The 16,464-nt window shown below is 39.8% G+C and carries 16 protein-coding genes; 2 read left to right on the top strand and 14 right to left on the bottom strand.

Annotated elements, in window-relative coordinates; all coding sequences use genetic code 11:
* Positions 1 to 177 precede the first annotated feature (177 nt).
* The 9 genes from LKJ51_RS03890 to LKJ51_RS03850 all read right to left on the bottom strand — a co-directional run bounded on the left by LKJ51_RS03890 (position 178) and on the right by LKJ51_RS03850 (position 8,683).
* Positions 178 to 1,056 carry an aldose 1-epimerase family protein gene (locus LKJ51_RS03890; protein WP_291979083.1) on the bottom strand — a complete coding sequence of 293 codons (879 nt, stop codon included), beginning with the start codon at positions 1,054 to 1,056 and terminating at the stop codon, positions 178 to 180.
* Between the two features lie 111 nt (positions 1,057 to 1,167).
* Positions 1,168 to 3,294 (bottom strand): type I DNA topoisomerase, encoded by a 2,127-nt coding sequence (topA, locus tag LKJ51_RS03885; protein ID WP_291979082.1) that lies wholly within the window; start codon positions 3,292 to 3,294, stop codon positions 1,168 to 1,170.
* Between the two features lie 138 nt (positions 3,295 to 3,432).
* Positions 3,433 to 4,299: a DNA-processing protein DprA gene (gene dprA / locus LKJ51_RS03880; RefSeq protein WP_291979081.1), complete on the bottom strand. Its 867-nt coding sequence runs from the start codon at positions 4,297 to 4,299 to the stop codon at positions 3,433 to 3,435.
* A gap of 46 nt (positions 4,300 to 4,345) precedes the next feature.
* Complete coding sequence (locus LKJ51_RS03875) at positions 4,346 to 5,119, bottom strand: ribonuclease HII (RefSeq protein WP_291979080.1); 774 nt, start codon at positions 5,117 to 5,119, stop codon at positions 4,346 to 4,348.
* Positions 5,112 to 5,984: a ribosome biogenesis GTPase YlqF gene (ylqF, locus tag LKJ51_RS03870; protein ID WP_291979079.1), complete on the bottom strand. Its 873-nt coding sequence runs from the start codon at positions 5,982 to 5,984 to the stop codon at positions 5,112 to 5,114. The genes LKJ51_RS03875 and ylqF overlap by 8 nt, the downstream gene beginning before the upstream one ends.
* Positions 5,985 to 5,996: 12 nt before the next feature.
* Complete coding sequence (locus tag LKJ51_RS03865; RefSeq protein ID WP_291979078.1) at positions 5,997 to 6,224, bottom strand: YozE family protein; 228 nt, start codon at positions 6,222 to 6,224, stop codon at positions 5,997 to 5,999.
* A 28-nt stretch (positions 6,225 to 6,252) separates the two neighbouring features.
* Complete coding sequence (locus LKJ51_RS03860; RefSeq protein WP_291979077.1) at positions 6,253 to 6,843, bottom strand: YpmS family protein; 591 nt, start codon at positions 6,841 to 6,843, stop codon at positions 6,253 to 6,255.
* A 3-nt stretch (positions 6,844 to 6,846) separates the two neighbouring features.
* Complete coding sequence (locus LKJ51_RS03855) at positions 6,847 to 7,770, bottom strand: SGNH/GDSL hydrolase family protein (RefSeq protein WP_291979076.1); 924 nt, start codon at positions 7,768 to 7,770, stop codon at positions 6,847 to 6,849.
* Between the two features lie 70 nt (positions 7,771 to 7,840).
* Positions 7,841 to 8,683 carry a DegV family protein gene (locus LKJ51_RS03850; RefSeq protein ID WP_291979075.1) on the bottom strand — a complete coding sequence of 281 codons (843 nt, stop codon included), beginning with the start codon at positions 8,681 to 8,683 and terminating at the stop codon, positions 7,841 to 7,843.
* A 182-nt stretch (positions 8,684 to 8,865) separates the two neighbouring features.
* Between LKJ51_RS03850 and trhA the strand changes: the two genes are divergently transcribed.
* Positions 8,866 to 9,504 carry a PAQR family membrane homeostasis protein TrhA gene (gene trhA, locus LKJ51_RS03845; RefSeq protein WP_291979073.1) on the top strand — a complete coding sequence of 213 codons (639 nt, stop codon included), beginning with the start codon at positions 8,866 to 8,868 and terminating at the stop codon, positions 9,502 to 9,504.
* On the opposite strand, the gene LKJ51_RS03840 is transcribed toward trhA, so the two are convergent.
* The 4 genes from LKJ51_RS03840 to LKJ51_RS03825 are packed head-to-tail and all read right to left on the bottom strand — an operon-like array spanning position 9,484 to position 14,100.
* The gene (locus tag LKJ51_RS03840; RefSeq protein ID WP_291979071.1) at positions 9,484 to 9,981 is read right to left on the bottom strand and encodes a dihydrofolate reductase; all 498 of its coding nucleotides are present in this window, start codon (positions 9,979 to 9,981) and stop codon (positions 9,484 to 9,486) included. The two genes, trhA and LKJ51_RS03840, sit on opposite strands and share 21 nt — an antisense overlap.
* Before the next feature lie 19 nt (positions 9,982 to 10,000).
* Positions 10,001 to 10,963: a thymidylate synthase gene (locus LKJ51_RS03835; RefSeq protein ID WP_291979070.1), complete on the bottom strand. Its 963-nt coding sequence runs from the start codon at positions 10,961 to 10,963 to the stop codon at positions 10,001 to 10,003.
* 15 nt (positions 10,964 to 10,978) lie between these two features.
* Positions 10,979 to 12,883, bottom strand: coding sequence for an ABC-F family ATP-binding cassette domain-containing protein (locus LKJ51_RS03830; protein WP_291979068.1), 1,905 nt, complete (start codon positions 12,881 to 12,883; stop codon positions 10,979 to 10,981).
* A 5-nt stretch (positions 12,884 to 12,888) separates the two neighbouring features.
* Positions 12,889 to 14,100 carry a CCA tRNA nucleotidyltransferase gene (locus LKJ51_RS03825; protein WP_291979066.1) on the bottom strand — a complete coding sequence of 404 codons (1,212 nt, stop codon included), beginning with the start codon at positions 14,098 to 14,100 and terminating at the stop codon, positions 12,889 to 12,891.
* A gap of 145 nt (positions 14,101 to 14,245) precedes the next feature.
* Between LKJ51_RS03825 and LKJ51_RS03820 the strand changes: the two genes are divergently transcribed.
* Positions 14,246 to 15,073, top strand: coding sequence for a phage integrase N-terminal SAM-like domain-containing protein (locus LKJ51_RS03820; RefSeq protein WP_291979065.1), 828 nt, complete (start codon positions 14,246 to 14,248; stop codon positions 15,071 to 15,073).
* Positions 15,074 to 15,147: 74 nt separating this feature from the next.
* Here the strand turns inward: LKJ51_RS03820 and LKJ51_RS03815 are convergent, their stop codons facing one another.
* Positions 15,148 to 16,413, bottom strand: a complete 1,266-nt coding sequence (locus LKJ51_RS03815; RefSeq protein ID WP_291980113.1) for a tetratricopeptide repeat protein — start codon at positions 16,411 to 16,413, stop codon at positions 15,148 to 15,150.
* Positions 16,414 to 16,464: the final 51 nt, after the last annotated feature.

Raw genomic sequence — 16,464 nt, 5'->3', positions numbered from 1 at the left:
AGGGACTCGAGCCTAACTACGAACGACTCTGATGATTTCATCATCATTCATCGTTCTAGGTTAGTCAACCGTCCCTCCGAGAAAGTTAATTCCCAGCTTCTTTACTATTTTAAATATAATTTAATCGTATTCACCAGTTACATGGTCGAACCGTTTACTGCAGCTCACACTCTATTTCTAAAATGGTTGAATACTGAAATTGTATTTATCATTGTCTTGAGGGGCTAGCCGGTGCATTCCCTGCTTGTGGAGCAACTCACCGTCTGTATTAACATTATCCGCAATTCCCCACCAAGGTTCAACACAAACTAAATTAGCTTTAGCTGGATATGGTGACCAGACACCGACATGCTGAGTTCCTAGAGTGTGTACATGAACTCCATGATTATTGCTTGGATCAGTTAACGTAGCAGTAAATTTAGCACCGCCAGTTTCAAAAATCACCGCATCATTCTTAAATAATTCATGGTTAATTGTTAAAGGTTTTTGCATATCAATCATAACTGGATTTTGTGAATCATTATAAGGACCGTTTAGAACAATCCGTGAATACTTTTCAGCAGGAGAAACGTTTAGTTGGACCTGATCAAATGTACCCTGGTTACTTAATGGCATATTGAAGCCAGGATGAGCACCAATAGCATAGATTAATGAGTGCCCTTTATCTGGATTAGTAACCGAATAACAAACATTTAACTGATCACCAGCTAATTCATAAATTACCTGCAATTGAAATGCAAAAGGAAAGACCTTTAACGTGTCTTCACTATCCGTTTGTTCAAGAATCACTCTTGAAGAACTCTGATCAACTACCTTAAATTCCCTGTCTCGCGCGAATCCGTGTTGAGTTTGGTGATATGTTTTTCCAGCGAATTTATATTGATCATCTTTCAATCGCCCAACAAACGGAAAGAGGATTGGTGCTTGACGCTTCCATGAGTCAGGATCGCCTTGCCATAGATATTCAATCTGGTTATCATTCCGTCGAATACTATGTAATTGTGCCCCTAGTTCAGCGATTTCAACTGTTAATTTATCATTTTCTAGCTTAATCATAGTACCATTTCTCCTTAGTAAAAAGCTCTCTAACCGCATCATAGCAAATTAGAGAGCTCTTTTAAATTAGTAAAATAGTAAAATTTAGTAAAACTATTGAAAACGTTTTTACTATTTTTGTGGTTCCTCTTTATAGTCACCATTCGGACAGACAACTTGAGTACCGCCCTTAATCTTTTTCTCGACTAAGAAATGACCATCCTTAGGGCAATTCCGGCCAATTGGCTTATCCCATGAAACAAAGTCACAGTCAGGGTAACGAGAACAACCATAAAAGAGGCGATTCTTCTTGGACTTACGCTCAACAACCGTTCCTTGGCCACACTTTGGACAAGTGATTCCGGTATCCTTAACAATCGCTTTAGTATTTCGACAATTAGGGAAGCGAGAGCAAGCATAGAATTTACCATAACGCCCCATCTTAATTACCATTGGGGCACCACAAATGTCACAGTCCATTCCAGCAAGTTCATCCTTCATCTCAATTTTAGCAACTTCGCTTTCTGCGGCATTTACTTCCTTTGAGAATGGTTGGTAGAAACCATCAACAACTCGGACCCAGTTTTGCTTACCCTCTTCAATCTCGTCCAACTTCCCTTCTACATCAGCGGTAAACTTAGCATTCACAATATCTGGGAATTGCTTCTCAATAATTGTATTGACGATTTCACCTAGTTCAGTTGGCTCAAAGTGCCGAGAGACTAGCCGTACATAGTAACGTCGTTGAATCGTATCTAGTGTTGGCGCATAAGTAGAAGGACGCCCAACGCCATTCTCTTCAAGGGTCTTGATTAAAGCAGCTTCAGTATAACGAGCAGGTGGTTGTGTAAAGTGCTGAGCAGGATTATCGCTAATCATTTGTGCAACATCGCCTTCCTTTAATTCAGGAAGGAGGTTATCCTGTTCCTTACCACGTTTATATATCTTAGTGAATCCAGCAAACTTAACTTTTGAACCGGATGCCCTGAAATCTACATTATTTTGCCGTAAGTTAACGTTCATGGTATCAATAATTTCAGGTGTCATCTGACTAGCAACAAAGCGAGACCAAATCAGGCTATAAAGTTTGTACTGATCATTAGTTAAATAAGGCTTCATCTTTGCTGGAGTCCTAAATACTGAAGTCGGCCGAATCGCTTCGTGAGCATCCTGAGCTCCTTCGGGCAACTTTCCCTTAATCGGCTTAATTGCTGCATAATCGCCACCGTATTCCTCATGAATGAACTTAGAAGCCTCATGCTTAGCAATTGCCGCAATCCGCGTAGAATCAGTCCGCATGTAGGTAATCAAACCAACAGCAGCTCCCTGCTTAATGTCAATTCCTTCATACAACATTTGTGCTGTCATCATTGTCTTCCTGGTACGGAAATTCAGGCGCCGGTTAGCATCCTGTTGCATTGTTGAAGTTGTAAATGGAGGCTGTGGTTGACGCTTTCGCTCTCGTTTGGTTACCTTTGTTATTTCAAAATCTTTATTCTTATCCAGTTTACCAAGGATCTTTTGAACATCATTATTATTCTTTAAAGCAACCTTTTTACCATTTTCACCATAAAATGTTGCTTTAAACTGATCCTTGTTATGCTTAAACTCAGCATCAATTGTCCAATATTCTTCAGGCTTGAAGTTTCGAATTTCATTTTCCCGTTGAATAATTAGGTTAAGTGCTACTGATTGAACCCGACCTGCACTCAAGCCCTTTTTAACTTTTTTCCATAAAATTGGGCTAATGGAGTAACCCACAAGACGATCGAGAACTCGCCGTGCTTGTTGGGCGTCAACTAGATCCATATTAATGGTTCTAGGTTCATTAAAGGCTTCCTTTACCGCGTCCTTTGTGATTTCGTTAAAGGTTACCCGATTCTTTTCTGAATCATCAAGCTTCAAAATGTTTGAAACATGCCATGCGATCGCTTCACCCTCACGATCGGGGTCAGATGCCAGATAAACTGCCTTCGCATTCTTCGCATCCTTACGTAACTCTTTAATTACATCCCCCTTACCGCGAATCGAAATATAATCCGGTTGATAATTATTTTCAATATCAACCCCCATTCGACTCTTAGGTAAGTCGCGAACATGACCCAAACTTGCCACGACCTTATATGATCGGCCTAAATATTTTCCAATTGTTTTTGCCTTTGAAGGCGATTCAACTATTACCAATTTTTTTCTTGGCTTTGCGCGTCGGGTTACTTTTCGTTTTCCCGTCGACTTTCTTTTTTTCGTACTAGTTGCCATTCTATTGGCTCCTTATTTTTATACTTTATAAATATCTTACTTACTGACACTACTATTATTAATGCATTTAGATAGTATCTGTCAAACTTTATCCAATCGAATGTTGATTTTAATTAAAAAGGAGTCAAATTGCAAGGATTAATTGTTCAAAAGAAATTCATCCAAGAGATCCTTGGCTTCCGTAATTGGTTTTGCGCCAGCTGCGATTAGTTGATTGCAACCTAATGATAATGGAGCATCGATCCGCCCTGGAATAGCACAAACATTTCGGTTCTCTTCTAAAGCTATTCCAGCTGTAATAAGGCTACCACTGCGTCTCTTTGCCTCAACGACCAAAAGCGTTTCGGCTAAGCCAGCAATAATTCTGTTCCGCTCTGGAAAATGAAAAGCCAGTGGTCCTTCACCTAGTCCGTATTCTGAGATTATTAACCCTCGTTCGGCGACTTCTTGCTGCAGCTGTTGATGATTCCGTGGATACACCTGATCTAACCCACAGCCAACGACACCAATCGTATTTCCCTGGTTCTTCAAGGTAATCTCATGACTTAATCCATCAACTCCGGCAGCTAACCCACTCACAATTGTAATCCCTCGCTTCACAATCATTGGAAGGATTCCCTTCAGCGTTGCAGCACCATAACTTGTCATTTGTCGAGCACCAACTACCGCTAAACTCTGCGTCGCTAAAAGACTAATATCTCCCCGATAAAATAATACTAGTGGTGGGCAAAATATTTCACTTAACTGTCGTGGATATTCATTATCAACGACCGTAATGTAGGATTGTTTCATATTTAACTGAACCTTCTCCTGCAATTCAAAACTATCCCACTTTGTTAACAGCGCGTTCTGTGCCCGAATACTAATTCCTGAACGCTCAATCAATAAACTGAGATTATTAAATACCCGTGCCTTTTCAGCAACTTTCCATAGCCGCCACCGTGAAATTGGACTCAATCCTGGACAAAGACTTAATCTTAATAAAAATTCTTGAGCTTGTAACATAAAAATCCCCCCTACCAATACAGTACGGAGAATTTTTAATTTGGCATTATTTTAAATATTCCGGAACCGGTTTAAATGAGCGCCGATGAATAGGCGTTGCCCCTAATTTACGCAACCCAGCTAAATGTTTTTTAGTTCCATATCCCATGTTATCGGCAAAATCATAGCCTGGGTAAATTCGATCATAGTCCCGCATAAGGTGATCCCGGTACTCCTTAGCAATGATACTAGCAGCAGCCACACTAATTGATTTTTGATCACCCTTGATAAGTGTCGTTTGTGGGATCTCAAGTGCAGGTAATGGCACAGCATCAACTATTAAATGATCAGGCTTATGGTGCAATTGACGAACGCTCGTCATCATCGCGTCCTGAGTAGCTGCATAAATATTTAGGCGGTCTATTTTTGCAGCATCATTAACTGCAATGCTCACTTCTACCGCTTCATTTACAATCTGTAAATAAAGGTTTTCCCTTTCATGCCGCGTTAATTGCTTTGAATCGGTAACCCCAACCAGATCGAACGTTGGATCCAAAATTACGACACAAGTAACTACCGGCCCCGCTAATGGTCCCCGACCAACTTCGTCCATGCCGGCAACATACTGACACCCCTGTTGCCAATAATATTGCTCATACTTGAATCGCTGGTGAAAGGCAGTTAATGCTGTCTGATAACGCTCTTCCCGCCGATACCACTGTTTAAGAGCATTTTGAACACCTTTTCGTTGATCTTGAGCTAATTCGATTAATAATGGCGCATCGGGATCGTGAATTTCTTTTAGTTCCTGCTTGATTTCTGCTACGGTCCTACTACTCATTAATCCCATCCTCATTTAAATCGGCTGGGACTTCCATTGTAATTGGACCCAATTTACCCTTTCGTAACTCAAAAATTAGGCGTTCACTTGCTCGGTCATAATCATCACGGAATCCCATCTTTTCCGTAATTCGTAACAAAAGTTCTGGGTTAGAAACATCTTCACCTAAATCCGTATCGGTTAATCGGTATCGTTTGACTAGTTCATCAGGTTGGTGATGACGAAGATAGTCAAGAGCAAATAGGGCCACATCATCCTTAGCGTAAAGACTATCTTTAATTGCTCCTGATAGAGCTAACATTGTTCCTTGCTTTTGACTGGCAAACTTATGCCAAAGAACACCTGGTGTATCTAGCAGCTCTAGCTCAGCAGATGATCGCAACCATTGCTGGCCAGTTGTAACTCCCGGTCGGTTTCCAGTTATGGCAACATTCTTTTTCACTAAGTGGTTTAGCAGCGTCGATTTACCAACATTAGGAACACCAACACACATTGCCCGGATTGGTCGTTTCTTCAATCCCTTTGCAACTTCTTCAGCTAACTTGTCGTGAAGGATTTCCTTACTTTTTGCAGTAACGATTTTACTAACATTTTGTTGACGTGAATCAAGCGCTAATACCGGCTGATGATGCTCCTTAAAATAATCTAGCCATTCATTTAGCCGTTTTTCATCAGCAAGGTCAGTCTTTGTCATGATTAACAGCCGTGGCTTCTTACCGGCCGCTAATGCTATTTCTGGGTTCTGTGAGGAATAAGGGACCCGTGCATCGACTAATTCAAAAACAATATCTACAAGGTGCATTTGTTCGCGAATTTGACGCAGGGCCTTCGCCATATGTCCTGGGAACCATTGAATTGTAGCCATTTTCTTTTCCTCCTAGTTCATTGCGTCGCGGTATTGTTGCCAAGCAGTATCAAAAATTGTCATTGACGGTAAGTAGTCAGCATTTTCTTCCAAGTATTTTGAGATTTCATCAAAATCTGTTGATTGTTTAGGGAATGCTGAATCAAAAAAGGCATTATTAGCAAATTGTTCAACTTCATTTGCATCGGTTGGCTTTCTTTGGGTCATTAGATAATGATAAAAACTTTCACGGACTGCCATTCAATTTCCTCCTCAGATTTTATTAACTCTACTTTTCAGGAACGGTAATTAAGAACTTAAATTGACCGTTCTGCATATTAATTTCTTGTGCCGAGTATTTTAATTGGCGTTTTTTACTATAACGGTTTAAATCTAGTAAAACAGTCTTCTTCTTTGGATTGATGGAAACCCAATTTGGAATATTATAGTTTTTGGCAATATACCCCATAACGAACTTAATTGGAATATTCAGCCGACCAACGCTCAACCCTTTGGCACGTAAAAGGACGTTCCCCTGGCTTGTCCGTTCGGGTATAAAGTTAATCGCAAACCGGACTTTTGTGCCAAGAAATTTCGTATCACCAACTAGGGTCGCGTACTTTTCACCAACCATAAAGTTATACTTAATTTTATTATCCTTTAGGTAATTATCTAAGTAGTTTGCAGAAAGAGCATTTACCTGCTTACGGTTTAATTCAACTACCAATGATGAATTATTTATTTTTGTTTCCTGTGCCATTTCAGCCTGAGGAGCTGGAGCAGTTGCCCGATGCAAAACTACACCCACGGAAATGACAATTACCAAGACTAAAGTAATAAACGCCCATTTCCACCAATTAACCTGTTTTTTACTATTCATTAGTTATTCCCTCACATATTCCCAACTATCATACTTAACCATGCTCTTAAATAATTGATTTGACATATGCTGATACCCTAAATGGTTAGGATGAAAGTTGTCTTCTGTCGAAATATATTCATTCAAATTATGATTCTTATTTCCCATAATTGCCAGCAACTGTGACTGCTTGACCTTCCCATGATTAATCTTCTCTTCCTGCTGAATAAGTTGTTGCCGTTGCTCTTTAGTCTGGTATTGGCCATATGACATTACCTTATAAATGCTAACGAAATGCATTTTTGAATATTTTTTCGTTACATTGTCGGTTGCTCGGTTCCATTGATTGATCGAATCATTAATTGCTTCAACATCTGGGAAGTACGTATACACCGGATTGTAGATACTCATCACAAAAATCGGGGCATCCTTATTTTCTTTTCTTACGGCAGTGAATAGCTGATTTAATTTATTCTCATACGTTTCCTGTGCTTGATCAATATTTGACTGAATTTTACTTTGCGATTGCATCATAATGTCTTTTTCCAGCGTTTGCATTAAATCATTTCCACCGACCGTCATCACAATTACGTCAGCATTTTTTAAGTCCTTTTGGATCTCCTTTTGCTTGTTTAAACGTGCAAGGATTTGGTCAGATCGATCGCCACTTACACCATAATTTGCAGTTGATACAGTTGTCTTCTTGTATTTATTCTGGATCTTTTGCTTTATAATGCCCACGTAGCCACCGTCTTTTTTCTCATCCCCCTGGCCATAGGTAAGCGAGTCTCCCAACGCAACTAATTTAACATGTCGCTTTTCAACCCTTTTGACCCGCTGTTCTTGTCTTATTTCAGGACCAAGGAAATGGTGATAACTATACCAGCCACCAACCACAATTAAGACTGTAACCAAGGCTAACCAGAATAAGTTCTTATTTTTTCTCATTATAATTTTCACCTTTTACCAAAAAAGCGGCATATTGACTATGACCGCTTTAAGAATATTTAATTCTAGTCTATTTAGTATAATAAAGTAAACAGCAAGCACCCAGTCCGGTATGGGTAGCAATAATTGGTACCGTTTCCCGGACAACAATATCAAGGTTAGGTTCAAAATCCTTAATTTTTGTTAAAAGTTGATCGACCTCATTATCCCCTTCAACGTGGGAAATACCAGCACTCACAACCTTAGGGCCATTCTTCATTTCATTCAGGATTCGATCCCATTCCTTATGAAGGGCTTTCTTCCCCCGTCCCTTCATAATAATATGAATTTGACCATCAGCAATTTGAAGCATTACCTTAATATTCAGCAAATTAGACAAGGCACCTGCAAACTTACTAACTCGACCACCAGCAACTAGGTTATCTAAGTTATCAATTGCCAAATAAACTTTTGAATGATCAAAAATATACTTCATACGTTTAATAGCGTCCTCAACAGAGCCACCATTCTCAATCACCTTTGCAGCTTCGATAATCTGAAAGGCCATTCCCCGATCAGTCGTTTGCGAATCGTAAACGGTGACTTTGGTCTTTGTCATCCCAGCAGCTTGCTCAGCAGCATGAACCGTTCCGCTAATTGATTCCATCATGTTTACACAAAGAACCTCACTGCCATCTTCCCCTAGTTTATTGAATGCATCAACAAACTTACCAATCGGCGGCTGAGATGTCTTAGGCAATGATTTAGCATTCTTCATTAATTCTGGGAACTGGTCATTGGTAATTGTTTCCCGTTCTACATATACGGTTCCGTCAATCATTACCGTTAACGGAACAACTGTAATATCGTATTTTTTGATCTCTTCTTCCGTCAATCCTGCGGAAGAATCACAAACGATCTTAATCTTTCCCATGAAAATTCACTCTTCCTAGAAAATGTTATGTTATAATAATCTAGTCTTAAAAACTAGATAACAAGTTTTCATAAACTATTATGATATATAAAGTTGCTATGGTCAACTTAATTATTTATTATCTAAGTATAGCAAAAGTAGCGCTAAAATTCACCGCTACATTATACGAAAGGGGTAGAAAAATGGAAAAAAGTATTAAAAAGAAGCATTCAGTAATTATCGAAATTGGTAATGCAATTACACATGGAATCGGTCTTGGCCTGGCAATTGCTGGCTTAGTCCTATTAATTATCAATGCCGCAAAGACAGGTAATCCCATGAAAATAGTTACCTTCACAATCTATGGGAGTACCTTAGTATTGTTTTACCTATTCTCTACTCTTTTCCACTCACTTTACTTTACAAAAGCACGCCGAATATTCCAGATTTTTGACCATGACTTTATTTACATTTTGATTGCGGGGACATATACCCCATACTGCCTAGTAAGTATCCGTGGCTGGCAAGGTTGGACCCTATTCGGGGTTATTTGGGGACTAGCCATCATTGGAGTAATATACAAAAGTATTTGGTTAAAGAAGAAGAGTCACTGGTCAACACTTTTATACGTCCTCATGGGATGGCTATGCATTATTGCCTTTTGGCCACTTTGGGATGCTCTGGGGCCGGTCGGTTTTGGTTTACTTCTTGCTGGTGGCCTTACATTTACAGTCGGTGCACTTATCTACAGTAAACCAACTCAATATACCCACCTTATCTGGCACATCTTTGTGCTAGTGGGAACTACCTTAATGTACTTCTCAATCTTCCTGTTCGTTTAATTTCCAAGTTTCAAACCAACAATTAATTTTACCGTCTTCTTTGGATTCATTCCGTTGAATCAAATGCCATTGATCGTAATCGATCGATGGCATTTTTACGTCACCATCGTAATGACCATTAATAATTGTTCGTTCAAGCTTATTAACTAATGGCATCAATAAAGAGAAAATTCGTGCACCACCAATAACATATACCTGGTCGTCTGGTAGAGCATCAATCAATTGATCTAATGTTTCAACGTCATGAACAACGGTAACTTGTTCATTGGCAATTACTTGGTGCGTCAAGATAATATTTTGGCGATGAGGTAATGGCCGACCAATGGATTCATATGTCTTTCTTCCCATGATAACCGGGTGATTAGCCGTCAATTGGCGAAAATGTTTCAAATCGGCGGGAACGTGCCAAGGTAATTTATTATCTTTACCGATCCAGCCGTCTAAATCTTCAGCCCAAATAAAGTTAACTTCTCGCATTTTATTCCTCCTGAACATCCTAAACCGCTACTGGAGCCTTAATTGCCGGCTCGTGGGTGTAGCCTTCTAACTTAATATCACTCATCTGATATTGATCAATTGGCTTAGGTTCCTCTGGCAAAACCAACTGAGGTGCTTCATGAGGAGTCCGTGATAACTGAGTCTTAACTTGATCAAGATGGTTCAGGTAGATATGAGCGTCACCTAGGGTGTGAACAAAGTCACCTACCTGCAAACCACACTGGTGGGCAATCATATGGGTTAATAACGCATAACTGGCAATATTGAATGGTACTCCCAAAAAGATATCAGCACTTCGCTGGTAAAGCTGGCAGCTTAACTTGCCATCGTTTACGTAGAATTGGAACATTGTGTGACAAGGCGGCAAGGCCATCGAAGGAACATCTTCAGGATTCCATGCTGAGACAATCATCCGCCGTGAATCTGGAGTTGTCTTAATTTGATGAATCACGTTAGCAATTTGGTCAATTGTTTGTCCGTTACTTGTCTTCCAATGACGCCATTGACTCCCGTACACAAGTCCTAAGTCGCCATATTTTTTAGCAAATTCATCATCATTAACAATTCGCTCACAGAAGTTGCGCTTTTCTTTCAGGTAAACCTTTTTAAATTCGGGATCTTGAAGCCATCGATGGCCAAAATCTGTCATATCAGGGCCTTGGTATTCATCACTTTCAACCCATTTCTTAAATGCCCATTCATCCCAAATATGGTTTTTATGCTTTAACAAGAATTGAATATTAGTGTCTCCACGGAGGAACCATAATAGTTCACTCTTAATTAAACCAAATGGAACCTTCTTGGTTGTTAAAATTGGAAAGCCCTTTTGCAGATTAAATCGCATTTGGTAGCCAAAGATTGAGCGTGTCCCAGTACCAGTACGATCACTTTTCGTATGACCGTTATCCAAGACGTATTGCGCTAAATCCAAATATTGTTGTTCATTTTCGTTTATTGCCATTGCTTGCCTCCGTTATTATTCAACAAAGTTGCTTAAATATTCCCAACGGGCTGTTTTTTTATCAATTTCTTTTTTAACCTGATCTAATTCTTTTTGCAATTCCGCTAACTTTTGGTAATTAGCAGATTGCTCGGTCATTTGTTCTTCAATCGATTTTCTTTTACTATCAAGCTGATCAAGGTCATCATCTATATGATCCCACTCTAACTTTTCAGCATAGGTTAACTTGGTCTTTTTCTTCTTATCCTTAGCCGGTGATTTTTCTGAGGTTTGCTGTTGTTTCTTAATGGACTTTTTTTGCTGTTGCTGTTCTTCTGTCTTCTTCTTAGCATCAGCAAGATAATTCGTAAAGCGACCCGTATAGTGTTGAATATCTCCGTTACCGTGGAATATCAGCAAATCATCCGCAACTTTATCCAAGAAGTAGCGATCGTGGGAAACGGTAATAACCGTCCCTGCAAAATTATCCAAATAATCCTCTAAAACGGTTAACGTTCCAATATCAAGGTCATTTGTTGGTTCATCAAGCAAAAGAACATTGGGCTGCTGCATCAGAATTTTCAATAGGTATAACCGACGCTTTTCTCCACCCGAAAGTTTTCTAATTAATGTACCATGCATAAAACGTGGGAACAAGAAGCGTTCAAGAAGTTGGGTAACGCTAAGCTTATTGCCATCCTTATCGGTAACATTTTCAGCAATCTCACTCAAGAAACTAATCATTCGTTTACTGTCATCAATTCCCTCGGTTTGCTGAGTGTAGTAACCTAGTTTTACCGTTTCACCGATCTTTAGTACACCACTATCTAATGGGACGCGTTGAGCAATCACGTTGAGGAGACTCGTCTTCCCGGCACCATTTTCACCAGTAATCCCGATCCGATCACCAGCTTGAACCAACCAGTCAAAATTGTGAAGAATTTGGTGGTCGCCAAGAGTCAGGTTAGCATCCTTAAATTTGATGACGTCTTTCCCGAGTCGTTGTGAACCCAGGTTAATGGAAATATCTTCATCAGTCTTAAGGTTACCAACTTTGTTCTCTAATTCGTGGAAACGATTAATCCGTCCCTTTTGCTTCGTTGAACGTGCTTTAGCCCCGGTTCGCATCCAAGCTAATTCCTTCTTGTATAATTGTTGGTTCTTTTTTTCGGTATCCTTAGCTAACTCTACCCGTTCAGCTTTTTGTCGAACAAAGTCTTGGTAATTACCGTCATAATGGTAGAGCTGTCCAAATGATAACTCCCAGATATGATTAGTAACCTGATCAAGGAAGTATCGATCGTGAGTTACTAAAAGAACAGCACCCTTATAAGAAGTAAGAAATTCCTGAAGCCAGACCACTGAATCAAGATCAAGGTGGTTTGTCGGCTCATCCAATAACAAAAGGTCAGGATTCTCGATTAGTACTTGTGCAAGGCCAACCCGTTTTTGCTGACCACCGGATAATTCACTAATCTTCTGGCTGACATTCTTGATCTTTAACTGAGTAAGAATTGTCTTAACCCGACTGTCGGCCTCCCAGGCATCCTCTTGATCCATTTTCGCCTGCATTTTTGTGTACCGATCCATTGCTTGAGGATCTTCCGGATGGTTGCTAAACCGGTCCAGCGCTAATTCATATTCACGAATTGTTTTAAAAACTGGCTGATCACCTGCAAAAATTGCATCCATAATCGTTTTCGTGGGATCAAGTGCCGGTTGCTGTTGCAAATAACCAATTGTATAGTCATTTGGCGTAGTAATCGTTCCCTTTTCCGGACTTGTCTGTTTACTAATGACATTAAGGAGACTTGTCTTACCACTTCCATTAACACCAATTAATCCAATTCGGTCATTTTCGTTAATTGTAAAGGAAATATTATCAAAGAGAGTTTTCTCACCATATGTACTGGTTAATCCCTCAGCTTGCATTGTTTGCATTCTTTTTATCCCTCTCCCTTTATCTTTTGTGCTTCATTAATTAAGCTTTGTTTATCGTTGGCTAGTTTGCCATTAACAACTTGAATCGTTAATTGATTAAGGATCTTACCCAACAATGGTCCTGGTTTAATTCCCGCATCTTTAATTAGGATTCCACCATTAACTGCCAACTCTTTATTACTTTTAATCGGCAATGAATCATATTGCTTCTTTAATTGCTCATCAGGAAGCGACCAGCCATACAATTTTGTAACCTGATTAGCATCCTGGGCAGCTTTTTCTCCAGCCTTAAATAAGGTTAACGCTGACAAATCGCCAGTTCTTAGCCCGGCAATCACCGGAAGCATCTTCTTTACACTAGTGATCAGTTCGTTAGAGGTCTTCCATTGACGAAGAAATTCCCCTGTTTCTCGCAAATTAAGTCCTAATTGGGTTACAAGCATAGCCCATGCCTGCTCATTATTTTTAAGGTGCCAATTATTTAATAACAGCAGTCCGCTTAATTTTTCCTTCTGACCACCTAATCCAGGACAATATTGATAAAGCCCTGTTTGAAGAAAATCACTAAGACCAGCAACTGGATTTTGTCCTAGTAAGAGTTTCTCAAATTCTACCCGTATCCGCTCAACCGCAATTTTATCTAATAAGGCAGCATTTTGCTTAATTCCTTCAAAGGTCTTTGCAGCAATCACAAAATTTAGTTTAGAAGCAAATCTTACCGCCCGCATCATTCGTAGAGCGTCCTCATAGAAACGTTCATTAGGATCACCAACAGCCTTAATTAAATGCCGCTGTAAGTCTTCTAGCCCATTAAATAGGTCAATTACTTCACCATTTTCCTTTAAAGCTAAGGCGTTAATTGTAAAGTCCCGTCGCTTAAGATCCTCACTCAATGAACGAACAAAAGTCACCTTATCAGGACGACGAAAATCTTGGTATCCCGATTCGGTTCTAAAGGTTGTCGTTTCGTACCCCGTACCATGATCAAGGATCATCACAGTGCCGTGCTCAATTCCGGTATCAACCGTGCGGTTAAAAATTGCTTTAATCTCACTCGGGTAGGCACTCGTTGCGATATCAATATCATGAATTTTGTCACCAAGAATCGTATCACGAACACAGCCCCCAACAAAATATGCCTCAAAGCCAGCATTCTCAATTTTCTGCAGTACTGGCCGAGCAGGTTCAAAAATTGCTGGCAAGTGTTTGATGATCATTTAATCAAGTCCTTCATTTTATAGTCAACCTCGATTATAGCAAATCTGACAAGGGCCTGTGAACTGTTGTAATTTCTTTTCTTTTTGAAGCTTTTGGTTTAGAATTATGGTTAAAGTAAATTATTGCTTATTAAGGAGTGCTAAAATGAATTATCCATATGAAGATCGTTTTCAATTATTCTTAACTCAACAGGGCCTCGCGCCGTTAACCGTTAAAACCTATAACGCAACGTTAACCCACTTCTTCAATTTTCTGATGGGTAACCGTCCAGAATTTGCTGCTAATCCTAAGCTGAGCAATCTCACTGAAGCCGACGTTCGTGCGTTCCTTGTTGCCCTAAAAGAGGATGAAAAGATCACTCTTAGTACCTACAATAAGACGCTTTCCCACCTTAATCATTATTTTCGCTACCTCTTTACCCACAAGTTGATTGGTATTTACCCGACCTTGACAATCCACGGAAGAGCGACTAACAACAATAAACGATTAACAACAAAGTGGCTTGAAAAGCTTCCCGAAATTCTCCAGGATGATCAAATTCACTTTTATACTCGTATAACGATTTTTCTCTCTAGCCGTGGGTACACTGTAAGTGAATTTCTTGCTCCAGGATTTGAAAATGTTTGGCAAAAATTAAAACCAGCTAACGAAAGCGAAAGGCAATTTATCGATCATTTTAATCTATTCGTTAAACCATTACAGGAACTCCAACATTCTTCCCGGATTTTTCTTAAGCAACGATTCTCACCAGATAACCCTGGATTATCTAATGCAGGTCTCCATAAATACCTGCGTCAAGACGAAGATTATTTGGGCTTTAGCTTAGCCCCAAAGTTTCTGCACCAGGCATATATTCTCTATGAGCTTAACAACCATCCAGAACTTTCTGCTACGCAATTAATGGAAAAGCTACGGTTGGATCCATCTTCGCTACTGTACTACCAAAAGCAACTGGTTAACCATAATAAATAAAGTCCCTTAGCATTTCGACTACTGGCATTTCTGTCATTTGGATCGAAAGTTAAGGGACTTTATTGTTTTCTCTTTTAATAATCTTCTTCGTACTGTTCCAATAACTCTTGCATCTCATCATCTGTTGGAACAAGTTTAAGATAATGCTTTAGTTCATCCACCATTTGTTCAGGATCGCCGGACTCACGGTAGAAGTTGACTAATTCTTTAAGGAAGGTTGGGTTCTCGCTATATGAAACAGCTGCCTCTCGATAGTACTTATCCGCAAGAGCGAGGTTTTCAAGTCGTTGGTATGAACGAGCAAGGTTCCAATAAATCTGTGGATCGACCTCGTCTTCTTCAATCAACGGCTCTAAAAGTTTCACGTTAGCTTCGTCATTATGCGTATGTAAAAGGAAGTTACTATACTCCAAGGTAATTGTTAAGTTGTCAGGATCCAATTCATGGGCTTTCTTCAGATACTCATCCATCAACTTATTATTTCCTAAGTGGCTGGTTACATCAGCCGCTTGTGCATATAAGCGCGCGTTGTACTGATCGACAGCTAACCCTTCTTGAAGAGTTTTCAGGGCTTGCTGATACTTATTTTCCTTAACATATGCTTTTGCCAGTTCAAGATAAACAGAAGCATATTGCGAATCATCTTTGATTAAATCATTGAATGACTTAATTGCATCAGTTGTTTTTCCTAACTCTAATTCTGTGAGGCCGGTTTGAAAACGAATATCACTTGTTCGGTACTCTGGACTAACCTGGTTTAGGTAACCAAGTGCCTGCTTAAATTGACCACTTTGGGCATAACTAATCCCTAAGCGACCGGCAATGTTAACCTTTGCAAATTCTGTATAACCGTTTCGGATTAACTCAAAATAATATTGAATAGCTTCATCAAACCGACTAGTCATAAAGTAGAATTCACCAAGGGCAAATTGAACTGCTGGCTCGTCGGGAGCAATCCGATATGCTTCCTTCAACTTCTCTTCAGTAACCTCATACTCGTTTTCGGTCTGATATAAATCAGCTGCCACGAGTAACGACTGCAGATACGCATCGGAATCAGGATGTACTTGGGCTAAATATGATAAAGCTTCATCATTATGGCCCTCACTAACCGCAATTTCCGCTAAATTAACCCGTAGTTCATCTTCATTAGGGTATTTAGCTAATAAATGAAGATAAGCCTGCCGCGCTTGGTGCAAGAATCCCATTCCGTATAGTTCCTCTGCTAAACTAAAGACCATATCATCACTGTCCTTAGCCAGGGCTTCAGTGAAGGATTGCTGTGCAGCTGGCACTTGTCCAGCTTGGATCTGTTCTAACATTTTTTCAGAATAAGTCATTATTTTCCTCCTCTACTATCCCCATCACATTAATTATCTTAGCATAGTTAT

Source organism: Limosilactobacillus sp. (genome assembly GCF_022651205.1).
GTDB lineage: Bacteria > Bacillota > Bacilli > Lactobacillales > Lactobacillaceae > Limosilactobacillus.
This window is presented reverse-complemented; position numbering and strand designations above follow the sequence as displayed.

Bases quoted from the DNA above. Each gene is read 5' to 3' on its own strand.
- dprA (WP_291979081.1), bottom strand. From the start codon at position 4,299: ATGTTACAAGCTCAAGAATTTTTATTAAGATTAAGTCTTTGTCCAGGA.
- LKJ51_RS03860 (WP_291979077.1), bottom strand. From the start codon at position 6,843: ATGAATAGTAAAAAACAGGTTAATTGGTGGAAATGGGCGTTTATTACT.
- LKJ51_RS03815 (WP_291980113.1), bottom strand. From the start codon at position 16,413: ATGACTTATTCTGAAAAAATGTTAGAACAGATCCAAGCTGGACAAGTG.
- LKJ51_RS03875 (WP_291979080.1), bottom strand. From the start codon at position 5,119: ATGAGTAGTAGGACCGTAGCAGAAATCAAGCAGGAACTAAAAGAAATT.
- LKJ51_RS03825 (WP_291979066.1), bottom strand. From the start codon at position 14,100: ATGATCATCAAACACTTGCCAGCAATTTTTGAACCTGCTCGGCCAGTA.
- trhA (WP_291979073.1), top strand. From the start codon at position 8,866: ATGGAAAAAAGTATTAAAAAGAAGCATTCAGTAATTATCGAAATTGGT.
- LKJ51_RS03830 (WP_291979068.1), bottom strand. From the start codon at position 12,883: ATGCAAACAATGCAAGCTGAGGGATTAACCAGTACATATGGTGAGAAA.
- LKJ51_RS03820 (WP_291979065.1), top strand. From the start codon at position 14,246: ATGAATTATCCATATGAAGATCGTTTTCAATTATTCTTAACTCAACAG.
- LKJ51_RS03840 (WP_291979071.1), bottom strand. From the start codon at position 9,981: ATGCGAGAAGTTAACTTTATTTGGGCTGAAGATTTAGACGGCTGGATC.
- LKJ51_RS03890 (WP_291979083.1), bottom strand. From the start codon at position 1,056: ATGATTAAGCTAGAAAATGATAAATTAACAGTTGAAATCGCTGAACTA.
- LKJ51_RS03865 (WP_291979078.1), bottom strand. From the start codon at position 6,224: ATGGCAGTCCGTGAAAGTTTTTATCATTATCTAATGACCCAAAGAAAG.
- topA (WP_291979082.1), bottom strand. From the start codon at position 3,294: ATGGCAACTAGTACGAAAAAAAGAAAGTCGACGGGAAAACGAAAAGTA.
- ylqF (WP_291979079.1), bottom strand. From the start codon at position 5,984: ATGGCTACAATTCAATGGTTCCCAGGACATATGGCGAAGGCCCTGCGT.
- LKJ51_RS03855 (WP_291979076.1), bottom strand. From the start codon at position 7,770: ATGAGAAAAAATAAGAACTTATTCTGGTTAGCCTTGGTTACAGTCTTA.
- LKJ51_RS03850 (WP_291979075.1), bottom strand. From the start codon at position 8,683: ATGGGAAAGATTAAGATCGTTTGTGATTCTTCCGCAGGATTGACGGAA.
- LKJ51_RS03835 (WP_291979070.1), bottom strand. From the start codon at position 10,963: ATGGCAATAAACGAAAATGAACAACAATATTTGGATTTAGCGCAATAC.